The sequence below is a fragment of the Tateyamaria sp. 7Alg 36 genome (assembly GCF_059882455.1).
Genome location: NZ_CM187613.1, coordinates 3,013,933 through 3,028,240, shown reverse-complemented (window position 1 = coordinate 3,028,240; position 14,308 = coordinate 3,013,933). Strand labels below are relative to the sequence as shown.

Genomic DNA, 14,308 nt, shown 5'->3' with positions numbered 1-14,308 from the left:
CAATGCCCGTCATTTTTGCTGCGGATATCCTAGCACAAAAGCTAGAATGCCAAGAAATTTAACCAATAAACAAAACTGTTACGCGCCCGTCGGCTATTTACGCCGCTGATGTTCATCCAATCGCGGCAGAATCTCCACAAAGTTGCAGGGCCGGTGCCGGAAATCGAGCTGTTTTCCAAGGATTTCATCCCACGCATCCTTGCACGCACCGGGACTGCCGGGCAGCGCGAACAGGTAGGTACCGTTGCGCACGCCGCCCGTGGCGCGGCTTTGGACGGCGCTGGTGCCGATCTTTTGCATGGACACGATGGTAAAGACGGTGCCGAAGGCGTCGATTTCCTTTTCATAGACATCGCGATGCGCTTCGACAGTTACATCCCGCCCCGTCAGTCCCGTCCCACCGGTCGAGATCACGACGTCAATGTCGGCATCCTCGCACCAGTCACGCAACTGCGCGGCAATCTGCGCCCGCTCATCCGGCAGGATCTTGCGGTCGGCCAGCACATGGCCTGCCCCTTCGATCCGCCCAACCAGCACATCGCCCGAACGGTCCTCGTCCAGCCCGCGCGTGTCGCTGACGGTCAGCACAGCGATGCGCACAGGGATAAATTCCTTGGTCTCGTCTATCCGGCTCATGTCCGCTCCAGTATTGCTAGGCGCAGGGCGAGGGCGGCAAAGATACTGGCCGACACCGTGTCAAGAACGCGACTGCCACGGGCCAGTCTGCGCCCCGCCCCACCGGCAAACACGCCCACCGCGCCATTGATGACAAAGCCGCCCACGCTCAGGATCAGGCCAAAGGTCAGGAACTGTCCCAACACGGAGCCCGCTTCGGGGACGACAAATTGCGGCACAAAGGCCAGCACGAAAAGGATCACTTTGGGATTGGTCAGGTTAACAAGGAACCCCGCCCGAAAGGCGCGCCGTGGCGTGCTCACCGGCACATCGCCTGCCTGACCCGCGTGGCGCAACGTCTGCACCGCCAGCCAAAGCAGATACGCCACCCCGATCCAGCGGATCACCTCGAACGCGACAGGCACCGTGGCGACCAACGCGCCAAGGCCCAGCCCCGCCAACGCGGCATGCACAAAGGCTCCCATCGAAATGCCCGCACTTGCCGCCAAAGCCGCACGCGGTCCCGACCGCAGCCCCTGCCCAAGACAGAACATCATATCCGCCCCCGGCGTCAGGTTCAGCGCCAGCCCCGCAGGCACAAAGGCCAGCATCATGACCGGATCAACCATCCCGCAACCGCGCCTTCAGGGCCAGCAGATCGGCCCACGCCTCGCGCTTGCTTGCCACATTGCGCAGCAGATAACCGGGGTGGAACATCGGCAGAACCGGCTTGCCCACCGCCTCGGTCCAGTCCCCGCGCAAGCGGGTGATCCCGCGCTTGCCCAACAGGGCCTGACAGGCCTGATTACCAAACACCACCACCACATCCGGCGCGGCCAGCGCAATATGGCGGTGCAGGAACGGTAACATCATCGCAATCTCGTCCGGCTTTGGGTCACGGTCCTGCGGTGGCCGCCACGGCAACACATTGGCCAGATAAACGGAACTCTCACGACTCAGATCAATTGCGGCCAGCATCCGGTCCAGCAACTGGCCCGTCCGCCCGACAAAAGGCCGCCCCTCGCGGTCCTCTTCGCGGTCCGGCGCCTCGCCGATGATCATGACCCGCGCACCCGGCACCCCGTCCGAAAACACCATATTTCGCGCACCACGCTTCAACTCGCACTGCTCGAACCCCGCGAGTGCGGCACGCAAACCGTCAATGTCCTGCGCCGCATCTGCTGCCGCACGGGCCATTGCCACCGCATCCACCTCAACCGGACGCGGCATCGCGCCACTGGGTGCAACAGGGGCCGCCGCAGCGGCAGGCTTGGCCACACGTGCAGGCACGTCATAGCGGTTCACCGGCGTGTCCCCGATGGTTTCATCGGCCCCCAACTCGATCTGCCAAGCCAATGCGCTCAGCGCGCTATGATATTCCGCCGATTCCATGGTGACAGACTACTCCGCCAAATCCCAAAGCTGAATGCCCCATCATTGTTCTGATAAATATGCAGGCACCGACGCTTGCCGCCAGCGCACAGCACCGCATATAAGGGCGCAACAGCGACAGGGATCTGCATGACCTTCACCCACCGCCACCTTCTGGGCATCGAACATCTGCGCCCCGATGAAATCACCACCCTTCTTGATCTTGCCGAAACCTATGTGGACCTGAACCGCTCTGCCGAGAAACACGGCGATGCGCTGACGGGCCTGACGCAGATCAACATGTTCTTTGAAAACTCGACCCGCACTCAGGCCAGTTTCGAACTGGCGGGCAAGAGGCTCGGGGCGGACGTGATGAACATGGCGATGCAGGCCAGCTCGATCGCCAAGGGCGAGACGCTGATCGACACCGCCATGACCCTCAACGCGATGCACCCTGATCTACTGGTCGTGCGCCATCCGCATTCCGGCGCGGTGGACCTGCTGGCGCAAAAGGTGAACTGTGCGGTGCTGAACGCAGGCGACGGGCGGCACGAACACCCCACGCAGGCGCTGCTGGACGCGCTGACGATCCGGCGCGCCAAGGGGCGGCTGCACCGCCTCAATATCGCCATCTGCGGCGACATCGCCCATTCCCGCGTGGCGCGGTCCAACATCATCCTTCTGGGCAAGATGGAAAACCGTATCCGCCTGATCGCGCCGCCGACGCTCATGCCCTCGGGCATCGGCGAATTCGGTGTCGAGATTTATGACGACATGGCCAAGGGGCTCAAGGACGTGGACGTGGTGATGATGCTGCGGCTGCAACGGGAACGTATGGATGGCGGCTTTATCCCGTCCGAGCGGGAGTATTTCCACCGCTACGGGTTGGATGCGGACAAGCTGGCCCATGCCAAGCCCGACGCCATCGTCATGCACCCCGGCCCGATGAACCGCGGGGTCGAGATTGACGGCGAACTGGCCGACGACATCAACCGCAGCGTCATTCAGGATCAGGTCGAGATGGGCGTCGCCGTGCGCATGGCCGCGATGGACCTGCTGGCCCGCAATCTGGTGGCGGAACGGGGCGCGGCATGACGACGCCGCTGCATATCCCCGCCCACGAGGCTGGCGTGCTGCGCCTGTTTTCCCTGTCCATGACCGAGGAAGAGGCGCAGGCACTGCTGCAAGCCCCCGAAGACGAAGATGCCCCGCACCCGTTGAAAACCGCCCTTGGCGCAGAAACCCTTGATACCGAGTTTGTCGAGGTCTTCCCGATCAGCAATCTCGAAGGGCTGGGGCTGGCCGGATACCTGCACGAAGGCAACGATGTCCCGCGCGAGGCACTGAAACCCGACGCGGCAAAACTGGCCAAGCTGGGCGGTTGGGTGCTGATCGCCCATTCCAGCGCCTTCAGGGATGCGGCCCAGACCCTGCGCCCTGCGCCCGAACTGACCCTTGTGGGCACCTACCCGCAGGAAGGCACCGATTGGCGCGCCACTGAAAACGTGGCCTCGGAAGCCGCCAAGCCCTATACCGCGCCCCCCGAAACGGTGAAAAAGCGCCCCTCGGACGCGGCCATGTCGGGGCGGATCGCCACCGTTGTGCTGATCCTGCTGGGTCTGTTCACATGGGCCATAATCTGGATCGCAGGATGACCGATACCCTTTTCACCAACGCCAAGCTGATCGACCCCGAAGCGGGCACCATCACCACGGGCGCAATCGGCGTCACCAATGGCAAGATCACCGCGATCATCACCGATGACAGCCCCCTTCCCGAGGCGGGCACGGTCGTGGATTGCAAGGGCAAGCACCTTGCCCCCGGCATTGTCGATATCGGCGTGAAAGTCTGCGAACCGGGCGAACGGCACAAGGAAAGCTTTGGCTCTGCCGGATTGGCGGCGGCTGCAGGCGGCGTGACTACTATGGTCACGCGGCCCGACACGGACCCTGCCATCGACAACCCCGAAACGCTGGAATTCGTGATCCGCCGCGCGCGCGAGGCCGCACCTGTCAACGTGCTGCCCATGGCCGCCCTGACCAAAGGGCGCGCAGGGCGCGAGATGACCGAAATCGGCTTCTTGCTGGATGCGGGCGCTGTGGCCTTTACCGATTGCGACCATGTGGTCACCGACAGCAAGGTTTTTGCCCGCGCACTCAGCTATGCGCGCAGCCTCGGCGCACTGGTGCTGGGCCATCCGCAGGACACGGGCCTGTCCAAAGGAGCGGCTGCGACCTCGGGCAAGTTCGCATCCTTGCGCGGCCTGCCTGCCGTGTCCCCCATGGCCGAACGCATGGGGCTCGACCGCGACATCGCCATGGTCGAGATCACCGGCGCGCGCTATCACGCTGACCAGATCACCGCCGCCCGCGCCCTGCCCCCGCTGGAACGCGCCAAAAGCAATGGCTTTGACATCACCGCTGGCACCTCGATCCACCACCTGACGCTGAACGCGCTGGATGTGGCCGACTACCGCACCTTCTTCAAGATCAAGCCGCCCCTGCGCGACGAGGAAGACCGCGTTGCCATCGCCGAAGCGGTTCAAAGCGGGCTGATCGACGTGATCAGTTCCATGCACACCCCGCAGGACGAAGAAAGCAAACGCCTGCCGTTCGAGGCCGCCGCCTCTGGCGCGGTTGCGCTGGAAACATTGCTGCCTGCGGCCATGCGCTTGTTCCATGCCGATCTTATCAGCCTGCCCGTGTTGTGGCGCGCCATGTCGCTGAACCCCGCGCGCCGTCTGGGTCTGCCCTGCGGGCGGATGGCGGTGGGTGCGCCCGCCGATCTGGTTCTGTTCGACCCGCACGCCCCTTTTGTGATGGATCGCGCCACCTTGCGGTCCAAATCGCGCAACACCCCCTTTGACGGCGCGCGGATGCAGGGTAGGGTTCTTGCAACTTATGTGGGCGGCTCCTCCGTCTTTACGCACTCCTGATATTTAAAGTTTTATTGATGCCCCTGATCGAATCCTCCGCTTCCGTTTTGCTGCTTTGGGCCGTGCTTGGCTATCTTCTGGGGTCGATCCCCTTCGGGATGGTGCTGGCGCGGGTGATGAACCTTGGCAACCTGCGCGAGATCGGGTCCGGCAATATTGGCGCGACCAATGTGCTGCGCACCGGCAACAAGACTGCCGCCGCGCTGACCCTACTGCTGGATGCGGCCAAGGGGGCCGTGGCGCTGCTGCTAGCCCGTGCGATCACGGGACACGAGGACGCCGCGCAGATTGCGGGCCTCACTGCGATGTTGGGGCACTGCTATCCCGTTTGGCTGCGTTTTAACGGTGGCAAGGGGGTTGCGACCTTCCTTGGCCTGCTGCTGGCGCTGCATTGGCCTGTCGGTGTGGGGACCTGCATCGCGTGGTTGCTGGGTGCCGGTATCAGCCGGATGTCGTCCATGGGCGCGCTGGTCGCTGCCGCTGCGTCGACCTTCCTGATGATGTTTCTGGGCATGCCGTCCGCGATGCTCCTGGGTGTGATCCTGACGCTGCTGATCTATTGGCGCCACCGCGCCAACATCACCCGCATCCGCGCAGGCACCGAACCCAAGATCGGCGCCAAGACCAAGTGAACGCGTTTGCCACGGCCCTCGACGCGCTGCCCTTTGGTACGTTTCAGGGATACGCGCAGGGGCGGCGGTATGTCGTCACTAAATCCGGCTTTGCCGATGGCCGCGCCATCAAGCTGGTGGCCGAGGAACTGGGTGGTTCCGACTACATCAGCTTGAACTGGTATATCCTGGCCTCTGGCGCGCGCCTGAAACCCTGCGAGATGTCGTCCGAGAAGGTCACAGATTTTGTGCTGGACCTTGTGCCCGACAGCTAAGGGCGACGCCCCTGCCCTTCCGGCCGTGGGCGCGTTGCCGCGCCCGACGCCTGATCAATAGGAATAGGCCCCGAACACTTTGGTCACGTCGCCATTCCAGTCGCCGTGGTAATGTTCGATCAACTCGTCCGCAGGCGCCTTGCCGGTCTCGACACTTTCCTGAAGCGCGTTCAGGAAATGCGTTTCGTCCGGCACCAAACCGCCCGCGCCAGTGCGCGCACGCGCCACCAGACCCGCACGGGAAATCGCCACCGCCTCACGGGCGAGGTCGATCATCTTGATCCCGTTCACCTCGGCCTGCAAACCGTCAACCGAGGCCGCAACGCGTAGCGCTTCGCGGGTTTCGGCATCAAAGCCTTTGACCAGGTCCCATGCGGCATCCAGCGCCGTCTGGTCATACATCAGCCCCACCCAGAACGCGGGCAGCGCGCAAAGCCGCCGCCACGGGCCACCATCGGCGCCGCGCATCTCGATGAACTTCTTCACGCGTGCCTCTGGGAAGGCGGTTGTCATGTGGTCCGCCCAATCGCTGAGCGTCGGCGTCTCGCCCGGCAGGGCGGGCAGCTTTCCGGCCATGAAGTCGCGGAAGGACATGCCGAGCGCGTCGATATATTTCCCGTCGCGATAGACAAAGTACATCGGCACATCGAGCGCATATTGCACCCAGCGTTCAAAGCCGAAGCCTTCCTCGAACACAAACGGCACCATGCCAGCGCGCACGTTATCGGTGTCGCGCCACACGCGGCTGCGCCATGATTTGTGGCCGTTCAGCTTGCCCTCAAAAAAAGGCGAATTGGCGAACAGGGCCACCGCGACAGGTTGCAGCGCAATGGCGACGCGCATCTTTTGGACCATGTCCGCCTCGGACGAAAAGTCGAGGTTCACCTGAACCGTGCAGGTGCGCCGCATCATGGTGCGCCCCATTGTGCCAACGCGGCCCATATAGGCGTCCATCAGCTTGTAACGCCCCTTGGGCATCAGCGGCATTTCTTCGTGGGTCCAGTGCGGGGCCGCGCCAAGGCCGATAAAGCCCGCGCCGATATCCTCGCAAATGTCTTTTACTTCGGACAGGTGCTGGTTCACCTCGTCACACGTCTCGTGGATCGTCTCAAGCGGCGCGCCCGCCAGTTCCAGCGCCCCGCCCGGTTCGAGGGAGATGTTGCACAGGCCTTTTTCCAGCCCCGTGAGCTTGCCCGCTTCGCGCACTTCGGACCAGCCGTGGCGGTCGCGCAAGCCGGACAGGATCGCGTCAATCGACCGCGGACCTTCGAAGGGCAGCGGTTTCAGCGTGTCGATGCAATAGCCGAACTTTTCGTGTTCGGTGCCGATGCGCCAGTCTTCCTTGGGTTTGCAGCCCGAGGCCATGTATTCAGCCAGTTGATCGTGATGTTCGATCGGCCCGCCGCCGGATTGAGGAATAGACATGGGCGCGCGCTCCGGTTTTGTCTGCGTTGAAGGTCTAGGGATGGTGCGATTTGTGCAGGGTGTCAATGCTGCGACGTGCCTTGGCGATCACGAGATTGCGCGTGCAACGCGATGCAGCTTTGGAACCATGGGTGGGGCAACAAGGCGGCAGGATGCGGTACGACCGCCCCTAGGCACGCCCCCGCGGTTTCATCTGCGCCAGCGTCGGCACGGGCCGTTCCCAGATCACAACAGGTTTGCGCGGTGCAGCGCGCAATTGGGACAGCATGTGTTCGGTTTTCAGTTCCGGCAGACTGGCAAAGGCATCAAACAGCGCATCGGCCCCGTCCGCGTCTACTGGGATCATAACGGGCGGATGGTCGGGCTGTTCCAGACGCCAATGGGCGGGGCGTTGTCCGCCATCCAAGGTCAGCCGCGACAGTTCCCGCATCGCGATGGTGCCGCCCGTTAATGGCCCGAAATAGGTCACTTGCCCCTCGTCCACCTGCACCGTGCCAAGGCCGCCGCCCGCGCCGCGAAACCGCCCGCGTTGCAGGCCGATCATGATCAGTGCCCCCGCCGCAACCAGCAAGGCAGGTGCGACAAAGCCCAGCAATCCACGCGGCCCTGCCAGCCACCACAGCGCCAGCACCGCCACGGCGATACCGACCAGAACCTCGCGCCAGCGCCATAGGGTCGCGGTTGCCTCGGGACGGAAAAAGCTCATGCGGTGTCTCCTATGATGCGGGGGGTCAGCAGCAGCGCAACGCGGTAATCCCCGACGCGTCGATAGCCCAACGCCTCGTAAGCGCTGGCGGCAGCGTCGTTGTTGGCAAACAGAACTGACTCGGTCACGCCCTGCGCCGCGCAGCGTCGCAACAGGCCCGCAACAGCGCGGCGGGCATAGCCGTTGCCGCGCAAACCGTCCGGTGTGAACACGCCGCCGACCTGTACAATGTCGGGCAGGCGCGCATTGATCCCCGCCATCGCTAGCGGTTCGCCGTCTTCTTCCAGAATCACAACATCCTCACTGCCAATCGCGGCAGCGGCTCGGGCGCGGGCCGCCTCGGACGGGCCTTCGTCGGGCAGCGCCTGTCCGGTATCAAGCTCGTAGGTCGCAAACCATTTTTCCAGCAGCGGCAGATCGGCGGCGACGGGGGTGCGGACCTCGCCCTCGACCTCGGCAAGATCGGACAGGGGCAAATGGTACAGTGGATCATCCGCCAGCACCCGCCACGGCCCCAAGGCCAGACCGCAAGCGCGCAAACAAGCCTGCACCTGCACAGGGCGTCCGGTCATGCCGATCACTCTGCGCCCCGAGATGGCAGCGGCGAAACCCGCCCACGCGTCGTCCGGCGCATCCGGCGCTTGCGCCATGAGTTGCCCCGCATTGGTGATCCCGAAGACCCCCGTGATACCCTGCCCTGCCTCGGTTACGTAAAAGGCCGTGCCGTGTGGGTGGTCCAGATTATCAGTGCCGAAGCCTGCAAGATTGCTACGCAGGAACAGGGATGTCGCCGCATGCGTGGACAGGAACGCATCCAGCGCCGCCGCATCATCCGCCATGGCGCGGCGCAGGGACACGTTGGCGTCACTCACGTCCAATCCCCCAAGTGCTGCTGCCAGACCGTCATCGCCGCCACCGCCGCCGTATCGGCACGCAGGATGCGCGGGCCAAGTGATACCGGATGGGCATTTTCAAGCGCGTGCAGTTTGGCCCGCTCCGCGTCCGAAAACCCGCCTTCGGGCCCGATCAGGATGGCCCAAGGCCCTGCAATGTCGGGCAAGGTACGGTCCTCTCCGGCCAAGGCTTCGTCACAGAACATCAACTGGCGCGTGCCCAGACCGGCGAGCATCGCGTCGAACTTTATCAACTCTTCGACCTGCGGCACAAAAGTGCCACCGCATTGTTCCGCCGCCTCAACCGCGTGGGCCTGAAGGCGGTCACGCTGCACGCGGCCCGCGTTGGTAAAGGCCGTCTGCACCGGCACAATGCGGCGCGCGCCCATCTCGGCGGCTTTTTCGACAATGAAATCGGTGCGCGCCTTTTTGATCGGAGCAAAGATCAGCGACAGGTCGGGCGGCATTTGCAGATCGCGCGTCTGCGCGGCGCACACCAGCACACCACCGCGTTTGCCTGCCTCGACCACGTCGGCGCGCCATTCGCCATCGCGCCCGTTGAATAGCAGAACCGCCGCCCCGACAGACAGGCGCATCACCCCGAAAAGGTAGTGCGCTTGGTCCCGCGACAGAGCGACCGATTGCGTTGGCCCCAAAGGGTGATCTACATACAGGCGGATTTTCGGCTCATTCATGGACCCTACATATGACCAACATGCCCGCATCGCCAGATGGTCCTGACAGGAACGCCGCAAATGATCAGGTGGCTGACGCGGTTTCCGGCAACTGGGTCGATACATGGGCCCCCGCCGCAACCCGCCCTTATCTAAGGCTTAGCCGCGCGGACCGGCCCATTGGTACGTGGCTGCTGTTGCTGCCCTGTTGGTGGGGGCTGGCGCTGGCCATGATCCACGATCAGCAGATCGGCTGGTTCGACGGCTGGATCGCACTGGGCTGTGCGGCAGGCGCGTGGCTGATGCGCGGTGCGGGATGCACATGGAACGACATCACCGACAGCGACTTCGACGGACGGGTAGAACGGACACGTTCGCGCCCGATCCCGTCGGGTCAGGTCAGTGTGCGCGGGGCGGCCATCTGGATGTGCGCGCAGGCGTTGATCGCCTTTGCGATCCTGCTGACCTTCAACACGAATGCGATTTTGCTGGGTGTCCTCGCGCTGCTGCCTGTCGCCATCTATCCCTTTGCCAAACGGTTCACATGGTGGCCACAGGTGTTTCTGGGGCTGGCGTTCAACTGGGGCGCGCTGCTGGCATGGACTGCCCATAGCGGCACGCTTGGCGCGCCTGCTGTGGTGCTGTACCTTGCGGGCATTGCATGGACGCTGTTCTACGACACGATCTACGCCCATCAGGATACCGAAGACGACGCCCTGATCGGCGTAAAATCCACCGCCCGGCTGTTCGGCACCAAAACGGCTGCATGGTTGCGCCGCTTCCTGATGGCGACCGTCGGGCTAATGGGGATCGCAGTGATCTTTGCCGCGCTCGACAACGCCTCGGTGCTGGCGATGGTGCTGGCCCTTGGCGGGCCGTGGGCGATGGGTTGGCACATGGCATGGCAGCTGCGCGGGCTGGACATTGACGATCCGGCCAAATGCCTGCAACTCTTCCGTGCCAACCGCGACACCGGCATCATTCCGCTTCTCTTTTTCTGTGCTGCACTGCTCGCTTGATTGAAACCTGCCGCACAGGGGCTTAGACCTGTCGCGCAGACACTACACAAAGGCATCTACATGCGCTTGTCCTCGCTTCTCATGGTCGTCGGTATGTTTTTCGCAGCTGCGCTGCTGTCGCTGGTCGCTGCCAACATGTCGGTGAAACTGATCGAGGAAAGTTCCGAAATCGGCGTACGTGACGCACTGGACGAACGCGGCATGACTTGGGCCGAAGTACAGGCAGACGGCCTTCAGGTGCGCCTTGCGGGCCTCGCCCCGACCGAGGCGGTGCGCTTTTCCGCCCTGTCCACTGCTGGCACCGTGGTCGATGCGGCACGGGTCATCGACGACATGCAGGTCGAAGCCGCCGCCGCCCTTGCCCCGCCACGGTTCTCGGCCGAAATCCTGCGCAATGATGCGGGCCTGTCGATCATCGGCCTGATTCCCACCTCGACCGACCGCGAGGAAGTACTGGACCGTGTGCGCGCGATCAGTGGCAACCAGCCCGTCACCGACCTGATCGAGGTCGCCGACTATCCCGCCCCGGATGGCTGGGAAGATGCACTAAGCTACGCGCTGAACGCGATGGAGCGTTTGCCACGGGCCAAAGTCTCGGTCGAGGCGGGCCGCGTGACCATCACCGCCATCACCGACAGCGCCGATGAAAAGGCCCTGCTGGAAAAACAACTGCGCCGCTTGACCCCTGCGGGCCTTCTGGTGGCGCTGGACGTGGCTGCGCCGCGCCCCGTCATCACCCCGTTCACCTTGCGTCTGGTCAAGGACGAAACCAGCACCCGTTTTGACGCCTGTTCGGCAGATACCGAATCCACCCGCTACCAGATCCTGTCTGCCGCGCGGCAGGCCGGTATGGAAGAACAGGCCACCTGCACCGTCGGCATGGGCGTGCCCAGCCCGAACTGGGGGCGTGCCGTGTCCATGGCCATCGCGGCAGTGGATGAACTGGGCGGCGGTTCTGTCACGTTCTCGGATGCGGACATTACGCTGGTCGCCGCAGAAGGCACTCCGCAAAGCGACTTTGACCGCATCGTCGGGGAACTGGAAACCAAGCTCCCCGCCGTTTTCGCCCTCTATGCCAAACTGCCCGAAACCGTTGACCCCAACCAAGGTCCGCCCGAATTCGTCGCCACGCTCAGCCCCGAAGGGCTCGTGCAATTGCGCGGTCGCCTGACGGACGAGAACCTGCGCAACGTGGCCGACAGCTATGCCAAGGCAGCGTTCGGTTCCTCCAATGTCTACACCGCGACGCGCATGGTCGAAGACCTGCCAAACGACTGGCCTCTGCGCGTGCTGACCGGCCTTGAGGTTCTTTCGCAACTCTCCAACGGTGCGGTCACCGTGACGCCCGATACGCTGGTCGTGTCCGGCAACACCGGCAACCCCAAGGCCAGCACCAATATCGCCTCCCTGCTCGCCTCCAAACTGGGCGAGGCCGAAACGTTCGAGATCAGCGTTACCTATCAGGAAAAACTCGACCCCGTCGCCGCCATGCCCACCGCCGAGGAATGCGAGGCCGAAATCGGTGAAATCGTCGCCACCTCGAAAATCAACTTCGAACCAGGCAGTGCGACCATCGACGCCGCTACCTTGGGCACCATGGACGACATCGCCGAAGTGCTGAAGCAATGCGGAAACATCCCGCTTGAAATTCAGGGCCATACCGACAGTCAGGGTCGCGAGGAAATGAACCTGAACCTCAGTCAGGCCCGCGCCCAGTCGGTCCTGAACGAATTGCGCGCCCGCCGCGTGCTGACCTCGACCTTCACCGCCAAAGGCTACGGCGAGGCCGATCCAATCGCCGATAACGAAACCGAAGAAGGCCGCGAAGCGAACCGTCGCATCGAATTCAAACTGCTGCGCACCAAAGCAAGCCTGCGATCAGGTGAAACAGCGCTGGAATCCCTCGCCCGTTCGGGCGATACAGACGACAGCACTGAAGAAGACACCGAGGGAACAGGCGCCGATGAGTAGAACCGAGTTCGTCATAGCCACAGCGATTGTTCTGTTTGTTGCCTTCTGTTTGGGATGGTTCGCCAATTGGCTGATCCACCGCTTTACCCGCGTCGCGGCAGGGGATGTGGCCGAACTCGACCGGATGAGTCAGGAACTGCACGAAGCCGAAGAAACCCGCGATCAGGCGATCACCTATCTGCAACAGCGCGAGGCGGAACTGACAAACCAGCTCAGCCAGACCGAAGCAGAACTGCGCGCCGCTATGGACGGTCTGCGCGACGCGCGCCACGAAACCGAAGAACTCCGCGCCTGGATCGACCGCCAACAAGCCGGCTAACTCCACGCCCCCTTCTCTGTTCGAAAAAAATCCCGGGGAGTCCGAAGGACGGGGCAGAGCCCCTAAAACTTCGTATCGCGTAAGCGGCCTTTGGATCAACGCGGCTTACCAGCGTTTCAACGCATCTTCGTCCTCGTCACGCGCCGCCACCCATGCCTCGCCGTCTTCCGTGATCTCACGTTTCCAGAACGGGGCTCGGCTTTTGAGGTAATCCATCAGGAACTCCGCCGCCTCGAACGCATCCTTGCGGTGCCGTGCGGCGGTGGCGACCATCATGATCATCTCGCCCACGGCCAAGGATCCATGCCGGTGGATGACCAGCGCATCCTCCAGCGACCAGCGCTCCATCGCTGTTTGCGCAATATCGCGCAGGGCTTTTTCCGTCATGCCGGGATAATGCTCGATCTCCATCGTCTTGAGGGAACCGTCGACATCGCGCACCACGCCGGTGAAGGTCACGATGGCCCCCGACACGCTGCGCCCATGCGCAAAGCGCGCGGCCTCGGCACCGAAATCGAACGGGTCGGACTGGACGGTTACCTGCACAGCCTACCCGCCTGTCATGGGCGGAAAGAACGCCACTTCGCGCACCCCGTCCAAGGGGGCGTCGAAATCGGTCAACTGCTGGTCCACCGCCACGCGCAGGGCCGAGATATCGGCAAAGGCCGCTTCATAGCGTTCCTCGCGCGCGCGCAATTCCTTGACCAGCTCCATCACAGTGGCAGCACTGGTTTCGACCGCTTCCCGCGGCAGTCCGATGCGCTCGCGCACCCACGCAAAATACAAGACGTCCATCCCGATTACCCTTTCAGATACGGCATTGCTTTGCGGTAATAATCCATGCCTGTGATCAGAGTCAGCGCCGCCGCAACCCACAGTAACCACAGCCCCGTGCGCCCTGCCCATTCCGCACCAGACAGTTTCCAGCCAAGTCCGTGCAGGTCCGGCTGTTCGCCGTTCAGGATTGCCGAAACCATATCCTCGTCCATGCCCCAAATCGACATACCGAAGTAATGCTCGAACACACCTTGGGAAAACAGCACCGCAATCGCGACCATCTGGAAGGTCGTCTTCCACTTGGCCAGTTGCGTCACCTTCAGCGTTCCCGCCGTGTCACCCAGAAATTCCCGCAGGCCCGAAACAAAGACCTCGCGGAACAGGATCACGGTGGCGGGCAGGACCAGCCACGGCGACCAAGAGGAAAACGCGATAATCACCATCAGCGCAATCACCACCATCGCCTTGTCCGCGATCGGGTCAAGCATGGTGCCAAAACGTGTCTGCTGCCCCCATGCGCGCGCCAGATAGCCGTCAAACCAGTCGGTGATCGCCGCGCCCACGAACAGCACGACCGCGAAAATATCCGCATGGGGCCGCGTAAAATACAGGAACATCACCGCCACCATCGGCGCCGCCAACAGTCGCAAGGTCGTCAGGATATTTGGAATGTTCCAGATCATATGCAATCTCTATCGCGTTCTATTGCGCGCAGGA

At 63.1% G+C, this 14,308-nt stretch carries 18 protein-coding genes; 8 read left to right on the top strand and 10 right to left on the bottom strand.

What is annotated here, in order from left to right:
• Positions 1-93: 93 nt before the first annotated feature.
• Genes moaB through AC6GQJ_RS14730 form a run of 3 tightly spaced genes read right to left on the bottom strand, consistent with a single transcriptional unit; the run spans position 94 to position 2,007 of the window.
• Positions 94-636: a molybdenum cofactor biosynthesis protein B gene (moaB, locus tag AC6GQJ_RS14740; RefSeq protein WP_500769570.1), complete on the bottom strand. Its 543-nt coding sequence runs from the start codon at positions 634-636 to the stop codon at positions 94-96.
• The gene (locus AC6GQJ_RS14735) at positions 633-1,244 is read right to left on the bottom strand and encodes a LysE family translocator (RefSeq protein ID WP_500769568.1); all 612 of its coding nucleotides are present in this window, start codon (positions 1,242-1,244) and stop codon (positions 633-635) included. Before AC6GQJ_RS14735 ends, moaB begins: the two co-directional genes overlap by 4 nt.
• Entirely contained in the window at positions 1,237-2,007 is a 771-nt protein-coding gene (locus tag AC6GQJ_RS14730; RefSeq protein ID WP_500769566.1) for a uracil-DNA glycosylase, read from the bottom strand. Before AC6GQJ_RS14730 ends, AC6GQJ_RS14735 begins: the two co-directional genes overlap by 8 nt.
• A gap of 129 nt (positions 2,008-2,136) precedes the next feature.
• Between AC6GQJ_RS14730 and AC6GQJ_RS14725 the strand changes: the two genes are divergently transcribed.
• Genes AC6GQJ_RS14725 through AC6GQJ_RS14705 form a run of 5 tightly spaced genes read left to right on the top strand, consistent with a single transcriptional unit; the run spans position 2,137 to position 5,807 of the window.
• The gene (locus tag AC6GQJ_RS14725) at positions 2,137-3,081 is read left to right on the top strand and encodes an aspartate carbamoyltransferase catalytic subunit (protein ID WP_500769564.1); all 945 of its coding nucleotides are present in this window, start codon (positions 2,137-2,139) and stop codon (positions 3,079-3,081) included.
• Positions 3,078-3,641, top strand: coding sequence for a hypothetical protein (locus AC6GQJ_RS14720; protein WP_500769562.1), 564 nt, complete (start codon positions 3,078-3,080; stop codon positions 3,639-3,641). The genes AC6GQJ_RS14725 and AC6GQJ_RS14720 overlap by 4 nt, the downstream gene beginning before the upstream one ends.
• The gene (pyrC, locus tag AC6GQJ_RS14715) at positions 3,638-4,921 is read left to right on the top strand and encodes a dihydroorotase (RefSeq protein WP_500769560.1); all 1,284 of its coding nucleotides are present in this window, start codon (positions 3,638-3,640) and stop codon (positions 4,919-4,921) included. The genes AC6GQJ_RS14720 and pyrC overlap by 4 nt, the downstream gene beginning before the upstream one ends.
• A 17-nt stretch (positions 4,922-4,938) precedes the next feature.
• Positions 4,939-5,553: a glycerol-3-phosphate 1-O-acyltransferase PlsY gene (gene plsY / locus AC6GQJ_RS14710; RefSeq protein WP_500769558.1), complete on the top strand. Its 615-nt coding sequence runs from the start codon at positions 4,939-4,941 to the stop codon at positions 5,551-5,553.
• Entirely contained in the window at positions 5,550-5,807 is a 258-nt protein-coding gene (locus AC6GQJ_RS14705; RefSeq protein WP_500769556.1) for a hypothetical protein, read from the top strand. Before plsY ends, AC6GQJ_RS14705 begins: the two co-directional genes overlap by 4 nt.
• Before the next feature lie 54 nt (positions 5,808-5,861).
• Here AC6GQJ_RS14705 and AC6GQJ_RS14700 read toward each other — a convergent pair whose 3' ends face one another.
• From AC6GQJ_RS14700 to AC6GQJ_RS14685, 4 genes are all read right to left on the bottom strand, one after another.
• Positions 5,862-7,232: a glutamate--cysteine ligase gene (locus AC6GQJ_RS14700; RefSeq protein WP_500769554.1), complete on the bottom strand. Its 1,371-nt coding sequence runs from the start codon at positions 7,230-7,232 to the stop codon at positions 5,862-5,864.
• Between the two features lie 169 nt (positions 7,233-7,401).
• Positions 7,402-7,938 carry a hypothetical protein gene (locus tag AC6GQJ_RS14695; RefSeq protein ID WP_500769553.1) on the bottom strand — a complete coding sequence of 179 codons (537 nt, stop codon included), beginning with the start codon at positions 7,936-7,938 and terminating at the stop codon, positions 7,402-7,404.
• Positions 7,935-8,810 (bottom strand): GNAT family N-acetyltransferase, encoded by an 876-nt coding sequence (locus tag AC6GQJ_RS14690; RefSeq protein ID WP_500769551.1) that lies wholly within the window; start codon positions 8,808-8,810, stop codon positions 7,935-7,937. The genes AC6GQJ_RS14695 and AC6GQJ_RS14690 overlap by 4 nt, the downstream gene beginning before the upstream one ends.
• Complete coding sequence (locus AC6GQJ_RS14685; protein ID WP_500769549.1) at positions 8,807-9,526, bottom strand: 16S rRNA (uracil(1498)-N(3))-methyltransferase; 720 nt, start codon at positions 9,524-9,526, stop codon at positions 8,807-8,809. Before AC6GQJ_RS14685 ends, AC6GQJ_RS14690 begins: the two co-directional genes overlap by 4 nt.
• 11 nt (positions 9,527-9,537) lie before the next feature.
• On the opposite strand from AC6GQJ_RS14685, the gene ubiA reads away from it, so the two are divergent.
• Genes ubiA through AC6GQJ_RS14670 form a run of 3 tightly spaced genes read left to right on the top strand, consistent with a single transcriptional unit; the run spans position 9,538 to position 12,814 of the window.
• The gene (ubiA, locus tag AC6GQJ_RS14680) at positions 9,538-10,524 is read left to right on the top strand and encodes a 4-hydroxybenzoate octaprenyltransferase (RefSeq protein WP_500769547.1); all 987 of its coding nucleotides are present in this window, start codon (positions 9,538-9,540) and stop codon (positions 10,522-10,524) included.
• Positions 10,525-10,584: 60 nt separating this feature from the next.
• Positions 10,585-12,495, top strand: a complete 1,911-nt coding sequence (locus AC6GQJ_RS14675; RefSeq protein ID WP_500769545.1) for an OmpA family protein — start codon at positions 10,585-10,587, stop codon at positions 12,493-12,495.
• Positions 12,488-12,814 carry a hypothetical protein gene (locus tag AC6GQJ_RS14670; RefSeq protein WP_500769543.1) on the top strand — a complete coding sequence of 109 codons (327 nt, stop codon included), beginning with the start codon at positions 12,488-12,490 and terminating at the stop codon, positions 12,812-12,814. The genes AC6GQJ_RS14675 and AC6GQJ_RS14670 overlap by 8 nt, the downstream gene beginning before the upstream one ends.
• 105 nt (positions 12,815-12,919) lie before the next feature.
• On the opposite strand, the gene AC6GQJ_RS14665 is transcribed toward AC6GQJ_RS14670, so the two are convergent.
• From AC6GQJ_RS14665 to pgsA, 3 genes are read right to left on the bottom strand one after another with little or no spacing between them, the layout of a single operon-like run.
• Positions 12,920-13,360 carry a molybdenum cofactor biosynthesis protein MoaE gene (locus AC6GQJ_RS14665; RefSeq protein ID WP_500769541.1) on the bottom strand — a complete coding sequence of 147 codons (441 nt, stop codon included), beginning with the start codon at positions 13,358-13,360 and terminating at the stop codon, positions 12,920-12,922.
• 3 nt (positions 13,361-13,363) lie between these two features.
• Positions 13,364-13,609, bottom strand: a complete 246-nt coding sequence (moaD, locus tag AC6GQJ_RS14660; protein WP_500769539.1) for a molybdopterin converting factor subunit 1 — start codon at positions 13,607-13,609, stop codon at positions 13,364-13,366.
• 5 nt (positions 13,610-13,614) lie between these two features.
• Positions 13,615-14,274: a CDP-diacylglycerol--glycerol-3-phosphate 3-phosphatidyltransferase gene (gene pgsA, locus AC6GQJ_RS14655; RefSeq protein ID WP_500769536.1), complete on the bottom strand. Its 660-nt coding sequence runs from the start codon at positions 14,272-14,274 to the stop codon at positions 13,615-13,617.
• Positions 14,275-14,308 lie beyond the last annotated feature (34 nt).

What these genes read in the sequence shown, in the direction of transcription:
- moaB (WP_500769570.1), bottom strand. Translation starts at nt 636, where the DNA reads ATGAGCCGGATAGACGAGACCAAGGAATTTATCCCTGTGCGCATCGCT.
- AC6GQJ_RS14735 (WP_500769568.1), bottom strand. Translation starts at nt 1,244, where the DNA reads ATGGTTGATCCGGTCATGATGCTGGCCTTTGTGCCTGCGGGGCTGGCG.
- AC6GQJ_RS14730 (WP_500769566.1), bottom strand. Translation starts at nt 2,007, where the DNA reads ATGGAATCGGCGGAATATCATAGCGCGCTGAGCGCATTGGCTTGGCAG.
- AC6GQJ_RS14725 (WP_500769564.1), top strand. Translation starts at nt 2,137, where the DNA reads ATGACCTTCACCCACCGCCACCTTCTGGGCATCGAACATCTGCGCCCC.
- AC6GQJ_RS14720 (WP_500769562.1), top strand. Translation starts at nt 3,078, where the DNA reads ATGACGACGCCGCTGCATATCCCCGCCCACGAGGCTGGCGTGCTGCGC.
- pyrC (WP_500769560.1), top strand. Translation starts at nt 3,638, where the DNA reads ATGACCGATACCCTTTTCACCAACGCCAAGCTGATCGACCCCGAAGCG.
- plsY (WP_500769558.1), top strand. Translation starts at nt 4,939, where the DNA reads ATGCCCCTGATCGAATCCTCCGCTTCCGTTTTGCTGCTTTGGGCCGTG.
- AC6GQJ_RS14700 (WP_500769554.1), bottom strand. Translation starts at nt 7,232, where the DNA reads ATGTCTATTCCTCAATCCGGCGGCGGGCCGATCGAACATCACGATCAA.
- AC6GQJ_RS14695 (WP_500769553.1), bottom strand. Translation starts at nt 7,938, where the DNA reads ATGAGCTTTTTCCGTCCCGAGGCAACCGCGACCCTATGGCGCTGGCGC.
- AC6GQJ_RS14685 (WP_500769549.1), bottom strand. Translation starts at nt 9,526, where the DNA reads ATGAATGAGCCGAAAATCCGCCTGTATGTAGATCACCCTTTGGGGCCA.
- ubiA (WP_500769547.1), top strand. Translation starts at nt 9,538, where the DNA reads ATGACCAACATGCCCGCATCGCCAGATGGTCCTGACAGGAACGCCGCA.
- AC6GQJ_RS14675 (WP_500769545.1), top strand. Translation starts at nt 10,585, where the DNA reads ATGCGCTTGTCCTCGCTTCTCATGGTCGTCGGTATGTTTTTCGCAGCT.
- AC6GQJ_RS14670 (WP_500769543.1), top strand. Translation starts at nt 12,488, where the DNA reads ATGAGTAGAACCGAGTTCGTCATAGCCACAGCGATTGTTCTGTTTGTT.
- moaD (WP_500769539.1), bottom strand. Translation starts at nt 13,609, where the DNA reads ATGGACGTCTTGTATTTTGCGTGGGTGCGCGAGCGCATCGGACTGCCG.
- pgsA (WP_500769536.1), bottom strand. Translation starts at nt 14,274, where the DNA reads ATGATCTGGAACATTCCAAATATCCTGACGACCTTGCGACTGTTGGCG.